The sequence below is a fragment of the Leucobacter chromiireducens genome, assembly GCF_051993095.1.
GTDB classification, from domain to species: domain Bacteria; phylum Actinomycetota; class Actinomycetes; order Actinomycetales; family Microbacteriaceae; genus Leucobacter; species Leucobacter chromiireducens.
Genome location: NZ_CP197024.1, coordinates 583,867 through 605,391 on the forward strand (window position 1 = coordinate 583,867; position 21,525 = coordinate 605,391).

Annotated in this window: 21 protein-coding genes; 16 read left to right on the forward strand and 5 right to left on the reverse strand. The window is 66.8% G+C overall.

Annotated elements, in window-relative coordinates:
- The first annotated feature begins 163 nt into the window (after positions 1 to 163).
- The 6 genes from ACR81A_RS02550 to ilvA are packed head-to-tail and all read left to right on the forward strand — an operon-like array spanning position 164 to position 6,191.
- The gene (locus ACR81A_RS02550; RefSeq protein WP_202382243.1) at positions 164 to 1,522 is read left to right on the forward strand and encodes an inorganic phosphate transporter; all 1,359 of its coding nucleotides are present in this window, start codon (positions 164 to 166) and stop codon (positions 1,520 to 1,522) included.
- Positions 1,522 to 1,815, forward strand: a complete 294-nt coding sequence (locus ACR81A_RS02555; protein ID WP_202382242.1) for a hypothetical protein — start codon at positions 1,522 to 1,524, stop codon at positions 1,813 to 1,815. The genes ACR81A_RS02550 and ACR81A_RS02555 overlap by 1 nt, the downstream gene beginning before the upstream one ends.
- A gap of 35 nt (positions 1,816 to 1,850) precedes the next feature.
- Positions 1,851 to 2,279, forward strand: coding sequence for a hypothetical protein (locus ACR81A_RS02560; RefSeq protein WP_440312485.1), 429 nt, complete (start codon positions 1,851 to 1,853; stop codon positions 2,277 to 2,279).
- Positions 2,280 to 2,288: 9 nt separating this feature from the next.
- Complete coding sequence (locus tag ACR81A_RS02565) at positions 2,289 to 3,692, forward strand: aldehyde dehydrogenase family protein (RefSeq protein ID WP_440312486.1); 1,404 nt, start codon at positions 2,289 to 2,291, stop codon at positions 3,690 to 3,692.
- A gap of 58 nt (positions 3,693 to 3,750) precedes the next feature.
- The gene (locus ACR81A_RS02570) at positions 3,751 to 4,950 is read left to right on the forward strand and encodes an AI-2E family transporter (RefSeq protein WP_202382239.1); all 1,200 of its coding nucleotides are present in this window, start codon (positions 3,751 to 3,753) and stop codon (positions 4,948 to 4,950) included.
- Positions 4,947 to 6,191, forward strand: a complete 1,245-nt coding sequence (gene ilvA / locus ACR81A_RS02575; protein WP_202382238.1) for a threonine ammonia-lyase — start codon at positions 4,947 to 4,949, stop codon at positions 6,189 to 6,191. The genes ACR81A_RS02570 and ilvA overlap by 4 nt, the downstream gene beginning before the upstream one ends.
- Before the next feature lie 24 nt (positions 6,192 to 6,215).
- On the opposite strand, the gene ACR81A_RS02580 is transcribed toward ilvA, so the two are convergent.
- Positions 6,216 to 6,812: a TetR family transcriptional regulator gene (locus tag ACR81A_RS02580; protein ID WP_202382237.1), complete on the reverse strand. Its 597-nt coding sequence runs from the start codon at positions 6,810 to 6,812 to the stop codon at positions 6,216 to 6,218.
- Positions 6,813 to 6,951: 139 nt separating this feature from the next.
- Between ACR81A_RS02580 and ACR81A_RS02585 the strand changes: the two genes are divergently transcribed.
- From ACR81A_RS02585 to ACR81A_RS02630, 10 genes are all read left to right on the forward strand, one after another.
- Positions 6,952 to 8,670: an amidohydrolase gene (locus tag ACR81A_RS02585; protein ID WP_440312487.1), complete on the forward strand. Its 1,719-nt coding sequence runs from the start codon at positions 6,952 to 6,954 to the stop codon at positions 8,668 to 8,670.
- Between the two features lie 14 nt (positions 8,671 to 8,684).
- Entirely contained in the window at positions 8,685 to 10,124 is a 1,440-nt protein-coding gene (locus tag ACR81A_RS02590) for an APC family permease (RefSeq protein ID WP_440312488.1), read from the forward strand.
- 82 nt (positions 10,125 to 10,206) lie between these two features.
- The gene (locus ACR81A_RS02595; RefSeq protein ID WP_202382234.1) at positions 10,207 to 10,878 is read left to right on the forward strand and encodes a response regulator transcription factor; all 672 of its coding nucleotides are present in this window, start codon (positions 10,207 to 10,209) and stop codon (positions 10,876 to 10,878) included.
- A 3-nt stretch (positions 10,879 to 10,881) separates the two neighbouring features.
- Entirely contained in the window at positions 10,882 to 12,255 is a 1,374-nt protein-coding gene (locus ACR81A_RS02600) for a sensor histidine kinase (RefSeq protein ID WP_440312489.1), read from the forward strand.
- Positions 12,255 to 13,229 carry a TAXI family TRAP transporter solute-binding subunit gene (locus ACR81A_RS02605; RefSeq protein WP_202382232.1) on the forward strand — a complete coding sequence of 325 codons (975 nt, stop codon included), beginning with the start codon at positions 12,255 to 12,257 and terminating at the stop codon, positions 13,227 to 13,229. The genes ACR81A_RS02600 and ACR81A_RS02605 overlap by 1 nt, the downstream gene beginning before the upstream one ends.
- 224 nt (positions 13,230 to 13,453) lie before the next feature.
- A complete protein-coding gene (locus ACR81A_RS02610; protein ID WP_025135024.1) occupies positions 13,454 to 14,200 on the forward strand; it encodes an amino acid ABC transporter ATP-binding protein in 747 nt (248 codons plus the stop codon).
- Between the two features lie 89 nt (positions 14,201 to 14,289).
- Positions 14,290 to 15,189, forward strand: a complete 900-nt coding sequence (locus ACR81A_RS02615) for a glutamate ABC transporter substrate-binding protein (RefSeq protein ID WP_202382231.1) — start codon at positions 14,290 to 14,292, stop codon at positions 15,187 to 15,189.
- Between the two features lie 66 nt (positions 15,190 to 15,255).
- Positions 15,256 to 15,912 (forward strand): amino acid ABC transporter permease, encoded by a 657-nt coding sequence (locus ACR81A_RS02620; RefSeq protein WP_440312490.1) that lies wholly within the window; start codon positions 15,256 to 15,258, stop codon positions 15,910 to 15,912.
- Complete coding sequence (locus tag ACR81A_RS02625; protein WP_202382229.1) at positions 15,909 to 16,832, forward strand: amino acid ABC transporter permease; 924 nt, start codon at positions 15,909 to 15,911, stop codon at positions 16,830 to 16,832. The genes ACR81A_RS02620 and ACR81A_RS02625 overlap by 4 nt, the downstream gene beginning before the upstream one ends.
- Positions 16,833 to 16,879: 47 nt before the next feature.
- Positions 16,880 to 17,677, forward strand: a complete 798-nt coding sequence (locus tag ACR81A_RS02630; RefSeq protein ID WP_337248952.1) for a TSUP family transporter — start codon at positions 16,880 to 16,882, stop codon at positions 17,675 to 17,677.
- Between the two features lie 13 nt (positions 17,678 to 17,690).
- Here the strand turns inward: ACR81A_RS02630 and ACR81A_RS02635 are convergent, their stop codons facing one another.
- From ACR81A_RS02635 to greA, 4 genes are all read right to left on the reverse strand, one after another.
- On the reverse strand, positions 17,691 to 18,305 hold the full coding sequence (locus ACR81A_RS02635; RefSeq protein ID WP_202382228.1) for a GNAT family N-acetyltransferase: 615 nt from the start codon (positions 18,303 to 18,305) through the stop codon (positions 17,691 to 17,693).
- Positions 18,306 to 18,411: 106 nt separating this feature from the next.
- A complete protein-coding gene (locus ACR81A_RS02640) occupies positions 18,412 to 20,223 on the reverse strand; it encodes an alpha/beta fold hydrolase (RefSeq protein ID WP_440312491.1) in 1,812 nt (603 codons plus the stop codon).
- Entirely contained in the window at positions 20,220 to 20,819 is a 600-nt protein-coding gene (locus ACR81A_RS02645; protein ID WP_440312492.1) for a TetR/AcrR family transcriptional regulator, read from the reverse strand. Before ACR81A_RS02645 ends, ACR81A_RS02640 begins: the two co-directional genes overlap by 4 nt.
- Positions 20,820 to 20,963: 144 nt before the next feature.
- Positions 20,964 to 21,449, reverse strand: a complete 486-nt coding sequence (gene greA, locus ACR81A_RS02650) for a transcription elongation factor GreA (protein WP_202382225.1) — start codon at positions 21,447 to 21,449, stop codon at positions 20,964 to 20,966.
- Positions 21,450 to 21,525 lie beyond the last annotated feature (76 nt).

The window sequence follows — 21,525 nt, forward strand, 5'->3', positions numbered from 1 at the left end:
GGTGAACGACAGGTAAACGACCCTTTCCCAGCTTGACCTGCCCCGTTCAAGGTGGAAGCATGAACGTGGCGCTCGCGTGTCAAGGCATCTCTGCTGAACGTTCGGTGAAGTTCTAGTGACACGCGGGTGGTCCACGGCCCCTGCTCCCGAACGAAAGACGCCGGTGGAACTCACTCTCGTCGTGCTGCTGGTCATCGTACTGGCCCTCTTCTTCGACTTCACCAATGGCTTCCATGACACGGCGAACGCGATGGCGACGCCGATTGCCACGGGAGCGCTGAAGCCGAAGACCGCCGTGCTCCTTGCTGCGGTGCTGAACCTGGTTGGCGCGTTCCTCTCCACTGAGGTGGCGAAGACGATCTCCGGCGGCCTCATCAACGAGGGCGACGGCGGTGTGCTCATCTCGCCCGCCATGATTTTCGCGGGCCTCATCGGCGCGATCGTGTGGAACCTGCTGACGTGGCTCTACGGGCTCCCGTCCAGTTCCTCGCACGCGCTCTTCGGCGGCCTGATCGGTGCCGCAATTGTGGGCGCCGGCTTCTCCGCGATCAACGGTGGCGTGCTGCTCTCGAAGGTGATCATCCCGGCGCTCGCCGCGCCGCTCACCGCCGGCATCGTGGCGTTCACCGCGACGAAGGTGGCGTACGCCATCACGCGTCGCCATGACGGCAAGAAGGACGGCCGGGGCCGCTTCCGCTACGCGCAGATTGCCTCCTCCTCGCTCATCGCCCTCGCGCACGGCACGAACGATGCGCAGAAGACGATGGGTGTCATCACGCTGACGCTTGTCGCCGCGAACATGCAGGATCCGGATACGGGCCCCCACCTCTGGGTGATCATCTCGTGTGCCCTCGCGATTGCAATCGGTACGTACTCCGGCGGCTGGCGCATCATCCGCACGCTCGGTGCGGGGCTCACGCAGGTGAAGCCGGCGCAGGGCTTCGCGGCCGAGACAAGCACCGCCGCAACGATTCTCGCCTCGACGCACCTCGGCTTCGCGCTCTCGACCACGCAGGTGGCCTCCGGCTCCGTGATCGGCTCGGGCCTCGGTCGCCGCGGGTCGAGTGTGCGCTGGCGCACCGTCGGCCGCATCGCCTCCGGCTGGCTCTTCACGCTTCCCGCCGCAGGCGCCGTTGGTGCGATCGCCGCGCTCATCGCGCACCTCGGCATGGTCGGCATCATCATCGATGCCGTGCTCGGCCTCGGCTTCATCCTCTTCATCTTCTGGCGCTCCAGCCGCAACAAGGTGGACCACTCGAACGCGATCCCGGTCCCCGATGTTGCCGAGTCCGGCTACGCGGTGCGCATCCGGAAGAGCAAGGTCAAGCCCGTGAAGACGAAGACCGGCTCGATGACTCAGCTCACGCCCGTCGCTCAGTCGGCCGTGCGCGACGACGTCGCCGCAAAGGAAGCCGAGAAGGCGCTCCGTGATGCGGAGAAGGCAGACGCTGCTGAGGCGGCGGAGAAGGCAGCCAGCGACCGCGACGCGAGCAGCGATGTGAACACCGGGGAGAAGCGATAATGATCGACTGGATGGCATTCCTCGTTGTTTTCGGCGCCGCACTGGTGTCCGCGGTGTTCGTCGTGGCGCTCTACTCGCTCGGTATCCGCTTCCTCGCAACGCCCGCGCCGCCCGCGCCGCGCCCCGACGGCAGCTTCGAGCCGAACGGTCCGTCGCGCGACGACGAGGACGACGACATCGATCTGGGCCGCCCGCGGTGGGCGACGATCGCGGCGAACGTGTGCTTCGGCCTCTCGGGTCTCGCGGTGCTCGTCGGCGTCTTCCTGATCATCCCGGGCCTGCACTTCTGGTAAACCCGGGGCGCAGTCGCGCAAACTAGTGTGGGCGCATGAGCAACCTCGACAGGCTCCACCGGTTTCTTGACGAAATCGTGCGATCCGGCATCGAGTTCCGTAACTACGAGGTGGTCTGCGCTGCAACGAGCGGCGACGATACCGCGATCGTGCTGTACACCTGGCACAAGAGCAAACGGGTGTACGGACGCATCTACCGTTGGCCGGACCTCGTCGCCATTTTCGATGACGAGGCGTGCGCACCAGAGGAGTACGCGAGTGAGGTGATCATCCACGACTTTGACTCGCCTCCCGGGCAGGGGCAGCAGATTCTGTATGACTGGACGCGGAGCTTGGGCCGAGCGCCAGGTGACGTGCGCTGGTGCGATGCCATCGAAGACTATGCCGGGCTGGACCCGGTTCTTTACGCGGGGCCCTCGGCCGCGGGTGCTGGGGCTGGGGCGGGGCGCAGAGTCGCGGAGTAGTGTGGGGCCATGGTCTACACCTCAGTCGAACGGATCCCCGGAATCGTCTCCGGTCTGCGTCACAGCTTCGGCACCGGGCACACCCGGCCAGAGGCGTGGCGACGCGATCAGCTTCAGCGGCTGCGCGCGTTGCTCATCGAGCGTGGGCCGGATTTTGAGCGCGCGCTGCACGCCGACCTCGGCAAGTCGCCCGCAGAGGCGCAGCTGACCGAGATCGGCTTCCTCCTCACCGAGATCGAGCACACGCTCGACGAACTGAAGGGGTGGATGCGCCCTCGTCGGGTGCCGGTGCCGCTTGCGGTGCAGCCTGCGGCAGCTCGGGTGGTCGCGGAGCCGCTCGGCGTGGTGCTCATCATCGCGCCATGGAACTACCCACTGATGCTCGCGCTCTCCCCGCTCATTGGTGCGATCGCTGCGGGCAACGCGGCGATCGTGAAGCCGAGCGAACTCGCGCCGGCCACCTCCGAGCTCATTGCGCGCTTGCTGCCCGACGTTCTTGACCGCCGCGCCGTCGCAGTCGTCACTGGCGGGGTGCCCGAGACCACCGCACTGCTCGCGGAACGCTTCGACCACATCTTCTACACGGGGAATGGTCGTGTCGGTCGCATCGTCGCGCGCGCGGCTGCCGAACATCTCACCCCGATTACGCTGGAACTCGGCGGGAAGTCACCCGTCTTCGTCGACGACACGGTGCCACTCGCAGACGCCGCGCGCCGCATCGTGTGGGGCAAGTTCATGAACGCCGGGCAAACCTGCATTGCGCCCGACTACGTGCTCGGCACCGCGGAGGTGCTGCGCAAGCTGGGCCCCGCACTCGTCGCCGCGATCCACGATCTGTACGGCACCGCCACGGCGGGGAACCCCGACTACGGCAGGATCATCACCGACGCGCAGTTTGCGCGACTCATCGGCTACCTCGAGGACGGCGAGATCCTCACCGGCGGCGAGCACGAAGCGGAAACGCGGTGGATCGCGCCGACGGTGCTCGGCGGCGTATCGCGTGAGGCCCAGGTCATGCAGGATGAGATATTCGGGCCGATCCTGCCGCTCGTTGAGGTGGCTGGACTCGATGACGCCCTCGAGTTCGTGACAGCGCGAGACAAGCCCCTCGCCGCGTACGTGTTCAGCGACGACCGCGTGGCCCGCTCGCGGTGGGAGAACGAGACGAGCTCTGGTGCCTTGAACTTCGGCACGCCCGCGCTCCACCTCGTCACCCCCGAGCTGCCGTTCGGCGGGGTTGGCGAGAGCGGTATGGGCGCGTATCACGGCGAGCGTTCCTTCCTCGTGTTCAGCCACGAGAAAGCGGTGCTGTCAAAGCCGCTGCGCCCCGAGACGCTTGCCGCCACGATCATGCCGCCGTTCACGCGCACCAAGGAGGCGCTCGCGCGCGGGCCCCTCCAGAAGCTGCTGTAGGGCGAACCGGCCGCGCGCATGCACCGGGTACGCATACACCGATCGCTAGGATTGTGCCGTGGAAGAGCGTAAAGACGACGTGGGTGCGGCCGAGGACGGCAACGCCGCCACCGAGCTGCCGCTCGGCATCCGGGTGGCGGCCGCGTGGTCGTGGCGCCTCATCATCGTCGCCCTCGCGCTCGCCGGGTTCCTGTGGCTGATCGTGCAGGTGCGGATCATCGTGATCCCGCTCCTCGTCGCGATCCTGCTCACCGCGCTGCTTGCTCCCGTCGTCCAGTGGTTTGTGCGCCGCGGTGCACCGCACTGGATGGGGGTCGTCGCCGCGCTCACGCTGTTCGTTGCCTCGGTGTGGATCCTGATCAATCTCATCGTCACGCAGCTGCGGAACGGCCTCGGCGACCTCGCCTCCCGCTCTGAAGAGGTGTGGTGGGACGTGCTGCACTGGATCGAGGACAACAAGCTCGGCATCACCGCGGACCAGCTGCAGGGCTTCACCGAGCAGATCTTCAAGACCGTGCAAGAGCACCAGACTGAGATCCTGAATGGTGCACTCGGTGTGGCGACCTCGGCGGGGCAGTTCGTCACCGGCGCGCTGCTCACCGTCTTCTCGCTCATCTTCCTGCTCATCGACGGCAAGCGAATTTGGTTCTGGGTGCTCGGCTTCCTGCCCGCCCGCGCGCACGCTCCCGTCGACGCGGCCGGCCGCACCGGCTGGGTGTCGGTCGGACAGTATGTGCGTGTGCAAATCTTCGTCGCGTTCGTCGACGCGGTGGGCATCGGCGTGGGCGCCGCGCTGCTTGGCGTGCCGCTGCCGATCCCGATCGCGGTGCTCGTGTTCCTTGGCTCGTTCATCCCGTTCCTCGGTGCGATCACCACCGGCCTGCTCGCGGCGTTCATCGCGCTCGTCTACAACGGCCCCGTGAATGCGCTCCTGATGCTCGGCGTGGTGATCCTCGTCAACCAGATTGAGGGCCACGTGCTGCAGCCGCTCGTCATGGGCAATGCGGTGAAGGTCCATCCCCTCGGCGTGGTGCTTGCGGTCTCGACCGGTGCGCTCATCGCCGGTATTCCGGGCGCCCTCTTCGCTGTGCCGCTCGCAGCCGCCGCGAACTCCATCGTCAACACACTCGTGAAGCGGGAGTGGACGCGCGGCACCGACCCGGTGGCCGAATACCACAAACGTGAACGAACACACCAGCAGGCGAAGCATCGCGCGCGAAGCGTCGCCAAACTGAATCGCAAGGAAGGCCTCTCATGACGCAGACCACCACGGCACCCACCCTGGACGATTTCAGTGCAGCGCTCGACGTGGTGCACCGGGTGACGCGGCGCACGCCGCTCGAGTCGTCGCGTTTCCTTGCCGAGATTCTGGGTGTGCCGCGCGTCTACCTGAAGTGTGAGAACCTGCAGCGCACGGGCGCATACAAGCTTCGCGGCGCGTACAACCGCCTGACGCAGCTCACGGCGGACGAACGCGCCCGCGGCGTGGTCGCGGCATCCGCGGGAAACCACGCGCAGGGCGTTGCGTTCGCGGCACGTGAGCTCGGGATCACTGCAACGATCTTCATGCCCCTCGGCGTCGCACTGCCTAAGCTGCAGGCCACGCGCAACTACGGGGCGAACGTGCAGCTCGTTGGTGCGACGTTTGATGAGACGAACCAGGCCGCGCAGGACTTCGTGCGCGAGAGCGGTGCGACCTTCATCCCGCCGTTCGACGACGCCGCCGTGATCGAGGGACAGGGCACCATCGCGCTCGAGATGCTCGACGTTGCGCCCGAAATCGAGAACATCGTGGTCCCGATCGGCGGCGGCGGCCTCATCGCCGGTGTCGCGGCTGCGGCGAAGCAGTGGGCGGCCGAAGAAGGCCGCGATATCCGCATCATCGGCGTGCAGGCCGAGAACGCCGCACCGTACCCTGTGTCGCTCGCAGCGGGGGAGCCCGTCACGATCAAGACCAAGTCGACGATCGCCGACGGCATCGCGGTGGCTCGTCCGGGCGTGCGCAACTTCGACCTCGTGCGCGACTACGTGGACGAGGTTGTGACGGTCAGCGATGACGACATCGCCCGCGCGATCGTCATGCTGCTCGAGCGCGCCAAGCTCGTCGTCGAGCCCGCGGGGGCCGCCGGTGTCGCGGCAATGCTCACGGGCAAGCTGCAGCTCTCCGGCCCGACGGCAACCATCTTGTCGGGGGGCAACATCGATCCGCTGCTGCTGCAGCGCGTCATCGGTCACGGCCTTGCCGCTGCGGCGCGCTACACGAAGCTGCGCATCCTGCTGCCCGACGTGCCCGGCCAGCTCGTGCGCACGGCAACGATTGTCGCTGAGCAGAACGCAAACGTCATCGAGGTGATCCACACGCGCCACGCGACCGAGCTGCCTGTCAGTGAGGTGGAGCTCGAGCTGCACATCGAGACGCGCGGCGCCGAGCACGGCGAGCAGGTCGCGCAGGCGCTGCGCGACGCGGGCTACCAGGTGCGCGTGGGCGAGCGCTACTAGCCGCAGGCTGAGCCGGCGGGCGAACTAGGAGAGTGGGGCGCCCGCCTGCGCAGCGAATGCGCGGATGGCGCGCTGCGCGTCGGCAACCGTGATGCTGCCGCCCGCGACGATGTGCAGCCCATATGCGTCCTCAAGCGCAACGAAGTTCATGGCAGTGTCCGCGAGCGCGCCAGTCAGTGCGAAATCGCCGGACGCCGCACCCTCCTCAAGAATCCCGGTGTAGAGCTGCAGCTGCTCGCCGTAGAGCTGCTGCACGAGCGCATCGTGTAGCGGCGACTTGCCCGCCAGCACGTCGAACTCGTAGAGCAGCCGCATGAGCGCATCGTCGGGGCCGCTCGGCAGCCCGGCGTCGATCGCCGCGGCGAGCTTCCCCGCCGGGGAGCTGTGCTGCGCAACCAGCTCGGCGCGCTCCGTGCCGACGCGGGCCATACCGGCGGCGTGCGCCTCGACGAGGATTGCCTCGAGGTCGTCGTAGTAGTAGAGCAGCGCGCCGCGGGTCACGCCGGCCTGATTCGCCACGTCAGTGAGTGAGAGATTGCGGAGTCCGTGCTCGGCGGCAGCGGTGAGCGCCGCGTCGATGACCTCGATGCGGCGCTGCTTCTGCGTACTGGGGCGTGCCACGCCTGTCAGTATGCCAGAGCGTGCGCGCCGCAGCGCGCCGCCCCGCGGTTATTTGACATCTGAGTGAATTAATTTACTCTGGTGTTAAATAACTTCGTGGCGTGCCGGTTCCCGGCCGCCCAGAACTTCAGGAGCAGACATGGCCGTCGACACTCTCTACACGGGCGGGCGCATCCGTACCTTCGACCCGCAGCAGCCCTGGGCCGAAGCGCTCGGCGTGACCGGCGACCGCATCAGCTACGTGGGATCCGCCGCTGATGCCCCCGCAGCGCGCACGACCGTGCAGCTCGAGGGCCGTCTCCTCACGCCAGGCGTGGCCGACACGCACAACCACCTGCTGCTTGGCTTCGACGATCTTGCTGTCAGCCTCGACCAGGTGCAGAGTCTCGATGTCGTGCGATCGCGCATTGCCGAGTTCGCCGAGACGCACCCCGAACTCGACTGGATCTGCGCCGAGAACGCGCTCTACTCGGTCGTCGAGGGCCGCCGCCCGAACGCCCACGATCTCGTGGGCGTCACGGACAAGCCCGTCTTCATCACGACGTACGACCAGCACTCCGTCTGGCTCAACCGGCCGGCGCTCGCGAAGCTCGGCATCCTGAACGGCGGCGAGATCGCGTGGGGCAACCCCGAGATCGACGCGACCACGGGCGAGCCGACCGGCTGGGTCACCGACTTCTACACGAGCGCCATGACGATCGCTGGCCTCGCCGAACTGCAGCGGGACATCCCCATGTACTCGCCCGACCGTCGCTACCGCAAGATCACGAACAGCCTCGAGATGGCCGCCTCGGTCGGCATCACCTCCGTGGTCGAGCCCCAAGTGCCGCTCGCCGAGCTCGACCTGTTCGCGCGCGCCGAGCGCGAGGGCAAGCTCACCTCGCGCACGATCGCCGCGATCTACCACCCGGTGGGCGCCGACGGCGATTTCCGTGCACGCATCACCGAGGCCATCCGCGAGACCCCGCAGCACGAGCGCTTCTCGCTCGGGCCCGTGAAGCTCTATGCCGATGACGTGATCGAGCCGCACACCGCCGCGATGCTCCAGGACTACGCGAACCGCCCCGGCCACCGCGGGCACCCGAGCCTCGAGCCCACCGAGTTCACCAAGCTCTTCGTTGAACTCGACCGCCTCGGCTACCAGGTGCACACCCACGCAACGGGCGACTGGGGCATCCAGCTCACCCTCGACTCGATCGAGGCGGCCCAGCGTGCAAACGGAGTGCGCGACACCCGGCACGGCATCGTGCACGTCGAGTGCCTCGCCCCCGAGGATCTCCCGCGTTTCCAGGAGCTCGGCGTTGTCGCCGCCATGCAGCCGCGTCACGCGTCACCCGACCTCGTTGCCGGCACCTGGATGGAGAACGTCGGCGAGGCGCGGTGGGATCGCGCATGGCGCTTCAAGTCGATGATCGACTCTGGCGCGCGCGTCACGTTCTCGAGCGACTGGCAGGTGGGCGAGATGGATCCGCTCGTTGGCCTCTACAGCGCGATGACCCGCGCGCGCCTCGACGGCTCGGACGCCTGGACCTCGACGGAGCGCCTCGATTTGGATCGTGCGCTGCGCGCGTACACCACGGGCGGCGCCGAAGCATTCCACCGCGAGGACACGGTCGGCACGCTCCGCGTTGGCATGCTCGCTGATCTCGTCGTCTGGTCTGGCGACCTGTACGCGATGGATCCCGCCGAGCTGCTTGCGCAGCGCGCTGATCTCACCGTTGTGGGCGGCACCGCCATCCATGACGTGCTCGGGGAACAGGGCGGCGCGGCCGCGGCCGATCGCAGCCAGGATCCCGGTGGTGCGGGCCAGTCCTGCGGCGAACCCGCGGGCGACCACCACCACGGACACGCACACTAGACAGGACACCCACGATGTCAACGGCGTCATCACCCACTGAAATCACCACCTCGGCCGCACCTGCATCGCAGGCGGCCGCCACCCCCGCGGCGGAGCCTGGCTCCGCCGCGGGCCCGGCCCAGCTGCGGCGCACGCTGAAGCTGCGGCACCTCGTATTCATCGGTCTCGCGTACATGGCGCCACTCGCCGTGTTCGACATGTTCGGCATCGTGTCAGACGTCACCGACGGCCACGTCCCCCTCGCGTACCTCGTGGTCATCGTCGCGGTGCTGTTCACAGCGTTCAGCTACTCGCGCATGGTCCGCTTCTTCCCGATCGCGGGGTCCGCCTACACGTACGCGAAAGAGGCGATCAACCCGCACATCGGCTTCCTCGTCGGGTGGGCGGCGACCCTCGACTACCTGCTCCTACCCATGATCAACGCGATCCTCTCGGCAATCTACATGGGGGCGGTGTTCCCTGATGTGCCGTTCTGGGTCTGGGTGCTTCTCACCGTCGGCATCTGCACGGTGATGAACCTCATTGGCGTGAAGCTCGCCGCGAGCATGAACATCATCCTGGTCGGCATCCAACTGGTGGTCGCGATCCTCTTCGTCGTGCTCACGATCGTCAACATCACGAACGGCGCGAACGGCTCTGGTTTCAGCGTGCAGCCCTTCATCTCGAGCGACCTTCAGCTCGCGGCGATCTCGGCGGGCGCCGCCGTGCTGGCGCTCTCCTTCCTCGGCTTCGACGCGGTCTCGACGCTCGCGGAGGAAGCTGAGCGGCCCGAGCGTGATATCCCGCGCGCCATCTTCATCATCATTGGCGTGGCCGGGGCGTTCTTTGTGACCGTCACCTACGTGATGCAGGTGCTCTTCCCGGACGTGAGCGAGCTCGGCGACATCGTCGGTGCATCGCCCGAGATCGCGAAGTACATCGGCGGCGCGGCGTTCCAGGCCATTTTTGTGGGTGGCTACATGATGGCCGTGCTGGGCTGTGGCATCACGCAGCAGATGAGTGCGGCGCGGCTGCTCTACGCGATGGGCCGCGACGGCGCACTGCCGAAGCGCCTCTTCGGGCGAATCAACCCGCGCACCGGCGTGCCCGTGGTCAACGTGCTCATCGTGGCGGCGATTGCGCTCACCGCGCTGTTCGTCGATTTGGATCGGGCAGCATCGATGATCAACTTCGGCGCATTCATCGCGTTCACCTTCGTCAACCTCTCGGTGATCTTCGTGTTCTTCCGCTTCCTGAAGCGGCGCGGGCCGGGCGCGTGGTTGGGCTTCGTGATCGTGCCGGGCATCGGCGTGGTCATCAATGTGTGGCTCTGGCTGAGTCTCGACACCGTGTCCATGGTGATCGGTGGGATCTGGCTCGCGCTCGGCGCGGCCTACTTGCTCATCACCACGCGCGGCTTCCGCGCCCCCGCGCCTGACCTCACGGGGCCGATCAACATCGGCATGTACGAGTAGCGGGCGCCGCGTGCGGCCCACCGCTCGGGCCTCCCTAGAATGAACGGATGGGGATGTTCCCGAGCGGGCGGAGAAGGCCGACATGAAGATCCTGATCGTTGAAGACGACGAGCGCGTTGCCGACGCGCTGGGCGCGTTCCTCCGTCAGGCTGGATACACCACGGAGTGGGTGGGCAGCGGCGCAGCCGCGCTCGAGGCACTCGGAGCTGACACCGACGCCGTGCTGCTCGATCTCGGACTGCCGGACATGGACGGCCTCGACGTCTGCCGACGGATCCGCGGACTCTCCGGCGTGCCGATCATCGTGGCCACCGCCCGGAGTCATGTCGAGGAACGGATCAAGGGCTTCCATGCGGGGGCCGATGACTTCGTGGTGAAGCCGTACGATGTGCGAGAACTCGTTGCTCGCATCGAGGCGGTGACCCGGCGGTCGCGTGCCCTGCCGAGCGACGCGGAGCACAGCTCCGGGGTCTCCGTCGATGGCGTGTACATTGATCTCGCGAACCGGCTCGTGCTGGTCGACGGGGGTCCAGTCGAGCTGACCCCAAAGGAGTTCGACATCATCGCAGTGCTCGTGCGGTACCCCGGGGTAGTGGTGCCGCGCGACCGCATTATCCGCGAGGTGTGGGGGAGCGACTGGAACGGCTTTAGTCGTTCGCTCGAGGTGCACGTTGGATCCGTACGGCGGAAGCTCGACCGGCCGTCGCTCATCGCGACGGTTCGGGGCGTCGGATACCGGCTGACGGGTGTGTGAGCCGTGCGGCAGCGTCTCGTCCTCGTCCTCCTGATCCCGATGACCGTGATCTTGCTCACGCTTGGCGGCGCGTACGCCTGGAGCGTTGCGCGCACCGTGCAGGAGGAAGTATCGAGCCAGCAGCTTGGTGACCTGAGCTATTTCCAGAGTGGGGTGCGGCAAGCACTGCGTGCCGGGAACGCCAGTACCGTGGTGGGGGAGATGACGCGCTTCAGCGAGCTCTACGGCACGCGCATCGCGGTGTTTGACCGCAGCGGGATACTGTGGGCCTCCGGCGGGGGCAGCTTCGACGCGCTCGATAGCTCGGCGCAGAACCAGGTCGCGCTGGCACTCTCCGGGCGGCGGAGCGACCCGGCGCCGCCCGTGCTTCCCTGGTCGCTCGGCGAACTGGTCGCGGTCGAGCCTGTGTTCGACGACGGGAACGTGATCGGCGCGATCTTCATCGCTGAGAACGCCGAGCGGGTGCGCACCCAGATCCTCACACACTGGGGAGTACTCGCGTCGGCCTGCTTGCTCACGGTGCTCCTCCTGCTGTTCGCCGTCATCCGTCTCGCGAACTGGGTACTGCGCCCCATGCTGCGCGTCGATCGGGCGATGGCCGCGGTGGAGCGGGGAGAACGCGACGCGCGTATCGCTGATGACACCGGTCCGCCGGAGATGCGGCGGATGATCCGCATGTTCAACCAGATGGCGGAAGAGATCGAACGGGTCATGCGGCGCCAAGAAGCGTTCGCGATGAACGCTTCGCACGAGCTGCGGAACCCGCTCGGTGCGCTGCTCATGCGTGTTGAGTACCTCGCGACTGGGCTCGACGACTCGTGGGAACCCGATGTAGAGAAGACCCGTGCCGAGGGGCGCCGGCTCACCGAGATTCTCGACGCTCTGCTCGGCATGGCGAGATCCGGGCGTCAGGACTCCGCCTTCGTCGCGGTCAATCTCGTGGAGCTTTTGGCGGACCGCATCGCTGCGTGGGAGCCGGTGTCGTCGGATCGCGGCGTTGTGGTCGAGCTCCGAGGGGAGCACTCAGCGTTCAGCCTCACCGACCGGACCTCAGTCGAGAGCGCGTTCGACGCGGTGCTCGACAACGCGCTGAAGTTCGCCCCGGCGGGATCAAAGGTCGACGTGACGGTGGTCTGTGAAGTGGACGGGTGCCGCATCGCGATTCGGGACCGCGGGCCTGGTCTCGAGCAGGAAGAGCTCGAACTCGTGACGAGTCGCTTCTGGCGGAGCCCGCGGGACCAGAACGTGCCGGGATCCGGCCTGGGGCTCGCCATCGCCTCCGACCTACTGGGGGATCTCCGCGGTGGTGTCGAGGTGCAGGCACCCGAGGGTGGCGGGCTGCGGGTCGTGCTGCGGCTGCCAGGGGTGGAAGAGTGATGCGCGATCGGACGCGACGCTTCCGGGCACGGCGGGGCGCGCTCGCGGTGCTCGCCGCGATGCTTTGCCTGAGCGGCTGTGTGGGATCGCCCCCCGAATCCGCACGAGCGCCGCAGTACGTCATCGCGGGAGGCGGGGTCGCCGGTATTTACTACACCTATGGCAAGCAGTACGCGGAGGCACTGCGCCACGAGCTGGGCGTCGACGTCGCGGTCGCCGAGACCGACGGGTCGGTCGACAACCTGCAGCGCGTAGCCGCGGGTGAAGCGCTCATCGGCTTCTCTCAAGCCGACACCGCCGCTGACGCGATCGCAGGCACCGGCACCTTCCCGGAACCGCTCCCGCTCCGCGCCGTCGCGCGAGTCTACGACGAGTCAGTGCAAGTGGTCGTGCCCGCCGGCTCTGAGGTGCGCAGTATCTCTGACCTCGCGGGGCGCACCGTCTCACTCGGCTCGGCGACGTCGGGTGTCCAGGTGATCGCCAGCCGCGTTCTCGAAGCTTCGGGTGTCGCACTCGATCAGGTGGACAACCCGGGGCTCGGCCTCGAGTCCTCGATCGCGGCGTTCCGCCGCGGCGAGATCGACGGCTTCTTCTGGGTCGGCGGGCTGCCGACCCCGTCGATCGAGCGGCTGGCTCGAGACCAGCCGATCCGCCTCCTCCCCATCGACGCGGGCACAGTGTCGCGAGTCAACGCTCGGCACGCGGCGGTGTATCGGCTCACCGAGTTCCCGGTCGGGATCTCTGGAGCCGAGCCTCAGACGAGCACGATGACGGTGCCGAACTACATCGTTGCCGCGGCCGATGCCGACGACGCGATGATCTTCGATGCGACTCGGGTGCTCTTCGCCGCGCGACCCGCGATCGCGCGGAAGGTCCCTGCGGCTGAGCTGCTCGACCGGCGGCAGGCGATCTTCACCGATCCGCTCGAGCTCCATCCCGGCGCAGCGGAGTTCTACATCGACGCCCGGCGCTGATCCGGCCCTGAATCTCAAGAAGTGCTCAAGCGAATGCTCAAGAAGCGCTCAAGAGGGCTGACCCCGCTCGGCGGGCGGGCCTAGCTTTGGGGCAAGCGGTTCGAAGGTGAACGCGCTTGTCGCACTCCGTCTCGGGGCGGCAACGCACCCCGGATCGTTCAGACAGGCAGCAGGCCCGGGACGCGAGAAGTGGATCGGGCCGAGATCCAGAAGACGGAGACGAGATGAGCGCGCGCGAACCGCTGGTGGTCGTTGAGAACGTGCAGAAGCACTATGGCGAGTTCCAAGCCCTGACCGACATCGATCTCGCGATCGACGCTGGCGAGGTCGTCGTGATTATCGGCCCGTCGGGCTCGGGGAAGTCGACGCTGTGCCGCTCGATCAACCGCCTCGAGACCATCACGAGCGGCTCGATCCGCGTCGACGGAAGGGAGCTGCCGGCCGAGGGCAAGGCGCTCGCGAAGCTGCGGGCCGAGGTCGGCATGGTCTTCCAGTCGTTCAACCTGTTCGCCCACCTCACCATTCTCGAGAACGTCACGCTCGGTCCGATCAAGGTGCACGGCGTGAGCCGCGCGGAGGCCGAGCGCGAAGCGATGGAGCTCCTCGCCCGGGTGGGTGTGGAGAAGCAGGCCGCGAAGCTGCCGGCCCAGCTCTCCGGCGGCCAGCAGCAGCGCGTCGCGATCGCCCGCTCGCTCGCCATGCACCCCAAGGTGATGCTGTTCGACGAGCCGACGAGCGCCCTCGATCCCGAGATGATCACCGAGGTGCTCGACGTGATGGTCGGCCTGGCGAAGGAGGGTATGACCATGATCGTGGTGACCCACGAGATGGGCTTCGCCCGCCGCGCGGCGGATCGCGTGGTGTTCATGGCCGACGGGCAGATCGTCGAGCAAGCGACGCCCGAGGAGTTCTTCACGAACCCGCAGAGCACGCGCGCGCGGGACTTCCTCTCGAAGCTCATCACCAACTGACCCGCGCGGCCCGCGTGGGAGCGACTCCGTCAGCCGGCGGAGCGATGTTCGCGCGCACCCGAAATCCGATCCACCGAAAGGAAACCACCATGCGTACCAAAAAGTTTCTCGCCGTCGGCGCCCTCGTTGCCGCCGCTGCGCTGACGCTCACCGCCTGCAACGGGGGCAGCACTCCCGACGCTTCGGGCGGTGACGCAACCGAGTCTGTGATCCCGCAGCCTGCTGAGAACGTGCAAATCGAGGGGAGCCCGACGTTTGACGAGATCCAAGAACGCGGCAAGGTTGTCATCGGGGTCAAAGAGGACCAGCCGGGGCTTGGGTATCTCGACAACGTGACGAAGGAGCGCAGCGGCTTCGACGTCGATATCGCGCGCTGGATCGCTTCCTCTCTCGGCTACGGCGAGGACAAGATCGAATACAAGGCGATCGCCTCGGCCAACCGCGAGCAAGCGATCGTGAACGGCGACATCGACTACTACGTCGGCACATACTCAATCAACGACAAGCGCAAGCAAGACATCGACTTCGCCGGCCCCTACTTCATCACCGGACAGGGCCTCCTCATACAGCAGGGCAGCGCCGATGTTCAGACGCTCGAAGAACTTGACGGCAAGACCGTGTGTTCGGCGACCGGCTCGACGCCGATTCAGAACATCAAGGAGAACTACCCGAAGATCAAGACGCAGGAGTTCGACCTGTACTCGGCGTGCGTTGAGAATCTCGTCAACGGTCAGGTCGACGCCGTGACTACCGACCAGGCCATCCTGATCGGTTACGCCGCGCAGGATCCCGAGAACCTGATGGTCACAACGGGTCCGGTGTTCACGGAGGAGAAGTACGGTGTCGGCCTCGCGAAGGGCGACGACGCGCTGCGCGCCCACATCAACACGCTTTTCACCGACGGCGGCACCACTTGGACGAAGATCTTCGAGAAGAATCTCGGCAGCTCAGGGATCACCGTGGACCAGCCCCAGGTTGACGCCTACTAACCGCTCACGCGTTCGGGGCGAGCCTGCGCGCGCCCGCCCCGAACGCTAGACCGAGAGGACTGACGGATGGACGTCATCTTCGGGAACCTCGATCTCTGGGGAACCGCAATCAAGAACACCCTCCTGGTGTTCTTCGGGGGAGGGGTGCTCGCCCTCGTGCTTGGCGTAATCGTCGGCGCTATGCGGGTGTCCCCTGTGCCGATCGCACAGGGTGTGGGCACCCTCTATGTGACCCTCATTCGCAATACGCCACTCACGCTTGTGTTCTTCTTCTTCGTGCTCGGCTACCCCGCGCTCGGGCTGCCAAAGCTGAGCACGCTCCTGCTCGGCATCCTCGCGATCGGTATCTACACTGCGACGTACGTTGCTGAGGTGCTCCGCGCTGGGATCAACACCGTTCCGGTGGGGCAAGCGGAGGCTGCCCGCGCCATCGGGCTGCCGTTTGGCCAGGTCATGAGCCTCGTCGTGCTCCCGCAGGCGTTCCGCTCCGTGGTCCCGCCAATGATGAGCGTCTTTATTGCGCTGCTGAAGAACACCACCGTCGCGGCAGGCTTCTCGGTCGCCGAGCTCGCCGCGCTGCGCGCCACGATCAACGACGCGGCGGGCCGCCCGGGCAGCCCGATGGAGGTACTACTCTGGGTCGCCCTCGTGTTCGTCGTGCTCGTGATGTTCCTGAGTCTCGTGCAACACCGTCTCGAGAAGAAGTGGAGGATCGTGCGATGACTTCTGTGCTGTACGACGTTCCCGGCCCCCGGGCGATCGCGCGCAACCGCGTGCTCGCCGTCGTGACCGTGCTGGTCGTCGGGGCGATCATCGCCTTCATCGTCTATCGCCTGGCCCTTTCAGGGCAGTTCTCGGCGACGAAGTGGGGACTGTTCACGTACGCGACGATCTGGGAGCAGATCCTCGCGGCGCTCGGCAAGACGCTCGCGGCGTTCGGCCTCGCGGCGGTGTTGAGCGTGGTGCTCGGCTTCCTGCTTGCGATCGGCCGACTCTCCGACCACCGCTGGGTGCGCGTTCCCATCACCGCGATCACGGAACTCTTCCGCGCGGTGCCCGTGCTCGTCATGATGATGCTGCTCTACTACGGCCTGCCCTCGGTCGGCGTCAGCATGGAGCCCTACGCGGCCGTCGTGATTGCGCTCGTCGTCTACAACGGCTCGGTGCTCGCCGAGGCGCTCCGGGCGGGGATCGAGTCGCTGCCGCGCGGCCAGAAGGAGGCCGGGTACTCGATCGGCCTGCGCAAGAGCGGCGTGATGCGGCTGATCCTGCTGCCGCAGGCCGTGCGGGCCATGCTGCCCGTCATCGTCTCCCAGCTCGTGGTCACCATGAAGGACACCGCGCTCGGCTTCATTATCACCTACCCTGAACTGCTCTACCTGGCGAAGCAGCTCAGCAGCAACGTGCAGTTCGGGCGCCCGCTGCTCCAGTCAGCATTCGTGATCGGCGGCATCTATATCCTGATGTGCCTCCTCTTGTCGGCCGTGGCGAAGTGGCTGGAGGGGTGGAGCCGCCGCACGCAGAAGCGTCCGGGCGGGCCCGACGCGACGACGGCGACGATCCCGGTACAGCCGGATGACCCACGCCTCCACCGCGACGGCACGGTCACCGAGGTGATCTCCGTGCAGGGCGAGCGGCCGTGACCCGGGGTGCGGGCGGCGCGGGGCGCCGCCCGCACGGGTGAGCACCCGTGGAAGGACTGCTTCCGGTAGACACCGATGCGGGAGCGCTCGCTCTGCTTCTCGTCGCGGCCTTCGCCGCGGGGTGGATCGACGCTGTTGTGGGCGGGGGTGGCCTGCTGCAACTGCCCGCGCTGCTCCTCGTGCCGGGGATCACGCCCGTCCAGGCGCTCGCCACGAACAAACTCGCCTCAGTGTTCGGCACAGCGACGAGCAGCGTCGCCTACGCGCGTCGGGTGCGGCCCAGCCCACGAACGGTCCTGCCGATGGCGGGGATCGCTCTTCTCGGGGCGTTCGGCGGCGCCTCGCTCGCCGCATTCCTGCCTGCGCAGGTATTCACACCGATCATCCTCGTCGCCCTCCTTGTCGTGGGTCTCATCACACTCCTCAAGCCCACGCTCGGCGAAGCGACACGCCCGCGGCATCGCGGGCTCGCGCAGCTCGCGGTCTCGGGCGCGATCGGCGCCTTCATCGGCTTCTACGACGGCCTGCTCGGTCCTGGCACTGGCACGTTTCTCGTGATCTCCCTTGTCGGCTTGCTCGGCTACGACTTCCTGCGCGCCACCGCTACCGCGAAACTGGTGAACTTCGCGACGAACCTCGGAGCGCTGCTCTTCTTTATTCCGCTCGGTGCGGTGCTCTGGCCGCTCGGGCTCGCGATGGGGGCCGCAAGTATCGTTGGGAGCCTCCTCGGATCCCGCATGGCGATCGCGCGCGGCTCGCGTTTCGTGCGGGTGCTGTTCCTCGCAGTGGTCGGTGTGCTGACCGTGAAACTTGGGCTCGATGTTTGGGCCGAGGCCGTCCGCTGATCTCAGGCGGAAATCAAGACGTCGCTGTGGGAGGGTGTGGTTCCCTCCAGTACGTCCGCACGCGCGTGCCGTCGGCGAGTTCGACCCTGGCGTGGACACGGTAACCGAGCTTCTCATAGCGCGCGTCGTTGACCGGGTTCGATGACTCCAAGTATGTGGGAATGCCGGCCAGGTCGTACTCAGCGAGCGCCGCCCTCAGTAACGCCATCCCGTGTCCGCCACCGCGGGCCTCGGGTGCCACACCGAGCAGAGTCAGATACGCGTGCGGGCGTTCAGGTCGCGCGGCGGCAAAACGCGTTCCGGCCTCGTCCAATGCGGCCGCCGCTTCAGCGCCAAGCAAGTCTGCGACCAGGGCATCGTACGCAGGGTGCGCCTCAGCAGAGATCTCGTCCTCGCCGGGCGGATACCACACTGAGACTGCCCGGAGCGGTGCTTGCGCTCCACGTTCTGCGGACTCGTTCTCTTCTCCGGACGCCCCGCTGAGCACTCGCGACGTGGAGAAGCGCAGTGCCTCGCCGACCATGAACCGCCAGTACCGCCGGGCCACCTGCGGGCGAGAGGCTCGGTCAGGAAACGCGGGTCCCCACACCGGGTCCTCAAGGAACGCTGAGGTGAGGATTCGTGCCATCTCGTCCAGATCCTCGGGGACTGCCTGGCGAACCGCCAAATTGGGTGAGCCGTTCTTCACTGTGTCTCGTTTCGTATCTGTGCTGGCTTTCGTGCGCATCTCGTTCTCACGTGCGGGGGAGTGAAGCAAGTGTCGCATCGTGCAGGAGCTCGATGAGTTCCGTGCCATGGGTCAACTGGGGGTGGTGCCCGGCGCCCGGCAGGGAGAGGAGTCTGACGTTCGAGAGCGCCCCGAACTCGCGTGCTGCGTTCTGCGTGAGCGGGTCCTCGCTCCCCGTGATAATGCGGACAGGGCCCGAGAACCGCTTGAGCGCCTCGGTAATCTCGTCACGCCAGTGTTTCGAGCTCGCGTGGCCCAGATGCTGGACCACGCTCTTCGCGCGACCGCGCTTGAGATCCTCGACGGTTGACGTGAGCGCCTCGGCGCTCTTCTCCGTGCCCGTGAGGCGACGCGAAAGCGCCGCCGCGCTTGCGTGCCTCAGGTACCTGCGAATTACGGGGCGCGTGAAGATACCTGCGCGGGCGCGTGGCTGCAGGAAGAACGGCGAGACCAGCGTCAGGGCGGTCACCCGGTCAGGGAAACGGTCCGCGGTCAGCACGGCTGCGGCCGCGCCGATCGAGTGCCCGATGAGCTCGGCGGGCTCGTCCCCGAGCGCAACCGGTAACCAGTGCTCCCAGTCCGTGGTGCCCGCTCCGCCGCTCAGCCCGAGTCCAGGGAGATCGACGGCCCGCGCACCGATTCCTTGAGCAACGTCAGACCAGGCGTCGGCGTTCACGGGTAGGCCCGGCAGAATCAGCCGATTGGCGTCGGGCGTGCCCAGCTCGAACAATCGAACGGCGCCGGCCTGGATATATCGCCGATCCCTATCCATGGCTGCTCCGAATCGGTGTGCGGCCAGGTAGTCAGCCCAACGGTTGAGCGAGCGGTGCACGTCGGGCATGGGGATGTGGTGCCGCGATGCGAACTCTACAGCGGGGCCCGTCGGGTACCGGTCGGTTGAGAGGAATCCGAGGGTCTCCGGGTCGGCCTGGGTGAGCGCCGCGGGGAGGCGCCTGATCACACTGATGGGAATCCTTAGCTTCGGGACCTTCGCTCCGAGATGGTGGCCCACAGCGCTCAACTGCTCGCCCAGGGGCGGGGTCGCGTCGTCCAAGACCCAGTAGGACTTGCCGACGGTGTCCGGGTCGACGGACGCGGCAGCCATGAACGCCGCCAGGTAGTCGACCGTGAGGACGGGAACGAAGACGTCTTTTCCTGCGGGCAGGGCCGTCGCAGTGCCACGCCACAGTTGCTTGATCGTGCTGGCGATCCCAATGTACTGCTCCGACTCCCCGGTCTCGCTATCGCCGATCACGGTCGCCGGGTTCACGATGGTCCAGGGGAGTCCGAGTTCCCGAGCCTTGGCTTGGAAAACGGCGTCGGATTCGACCTTGGACGCCTCGTAGCCTCCGAGCTTCGTGTACAGGCGCGAACGGTGCGCCCTCGACCACGGCACGGAGTCCGGATTCTGCCCGCCGACGCGGTACCCCGAGATATGCACCACGCGGTGCAGCGAGGGGAGGTCGGCGGCAAAGTTGAGGACGCTTTCAACAATGCCGACGTTTGCGCTGCGCGCCTCCTCGGCGGGCATCCCGAACCGGAAGGAGCCCGCGCAGTTGTGGATCTCGGTCACGTCAGCGTAGGCCGCCGGGCCGCCCCGCAGAAGTTCAGACGACTTGAAGTCAACGAGCGCGATGGCAACGGGCCGACTCGGTCCGTGCGCATGGAGCCACTGCTTGACGCGTGTTCCGGATTCGGGTGTTCTGACCGCGGCCGTCACGCGCGCACCAGCTTGAGTCAAGGCAAGGATGAGGTGCCGGCCCACGAGCCCGGATGCCCCGAACACGAGCGCGTGGCGGGGCATGGTCTGGTCGCTCATCGGGCCGATGCTGCAGCGTTGATCCGAACCGCGATGAGCTCCGACACGACGTCGGCCGCCGCGTAGAGCGGCTGAGTGCTCCGCATCGCACGAGAGACGATGACGGCTCCCTCAATCGTCGAGACGACGACGGTCGCCAGGCTGTGCGCGTCCGCGGGTTCGAGCCCGTTCGCTTCGAAAAGCCCTGCGGTTGGGGTGATCCACGACTCAAAGGCAGTTGAGCACGCCTGGCGGAGTGTGTCGCTCTCTGCACCCATTTCGAGGGTGACGACGGATACCGGGCAGCCGACGCGGAAGTCGCTCTCACCGACAATCGTCGCCAGCGTTTCGATGACGGTGCGTGCCGCGCTGGCGGCGTCGCTCGTCACGGAGACCGCCTCGGCGATCAGCGCCTCGAACTGCTGAGTCGCGAGTTCAACCGCGGCGACCCCCAGGCTTTCCTTCCCCGCAGGGAAGTGGAAATAGACCGATCCCTTGGGGGCTCCGGCGTGGTCAATCACCGCGTTGATTCCAGTGCCGCTGTAGCCGCCAGTCTGGATGAGTTCGAGCATCGACTCAGCGAGCCGTGCCCGCGTCTTGTCTCCCTTGGATGTCATGAAGTTAAAAATAGACTGGTCTATATATTTTTGCAACTCGAGGTCAGCGCTGTGCGCACGGCGCGAGCGGAGAGCGCTGCTGGAATACGACGGAGGCGGGGTGCAACCAGCTGGTCGCACCCCGCCTCCGGTGTGTACGGGAGCTTAGCCCGCGTAGGTGTCGACTCCGAGGATCTTCACCGAAATCTGGTTGCCGTTCGGTGCAGCGTAGCTGACCTCTTCGCCGATCTTGCGGCCGAGAATTGCGGCGCCGAGGGGGCTCTCCGCGCTGTACACGTCGAGGTCCGAGCCATCGGCCAGCTCGCGGTTGCCGAGGAGGAAGCGCTCCTCGTCGCCGAAGATCGTGGCGGTGATCACCGTGCCGACCTCAACGACGCCGCTCGCCTCGGGGGCCTCGCCCACCACAGCGTGCTTCAGGAGCTCCTCGAGGTCGCGAATGCGCGCCTCCATCTTGCCCTGCTCGTCCTTGGCCGCGTGGTAGCCGCCGTTCTCCTTGAGGTCGCCCTCTTCGCGAGCGGCCTCAATACGGGCGGCAATGTCCTTGCGGCCTGCACCGGTCAGCTGATCCAGCTCGCCAGTGAGCCGATCGTAGGCGTCCTGTGTCAGCCAGGTCTGGGTGGGCTCGGCCATAGTCGATCCTCGTTTCGGTGAGTGCGTGCGGGCCTTTCTGAGGCGCACGCGGAGATACACACAACGCCCTGACGGA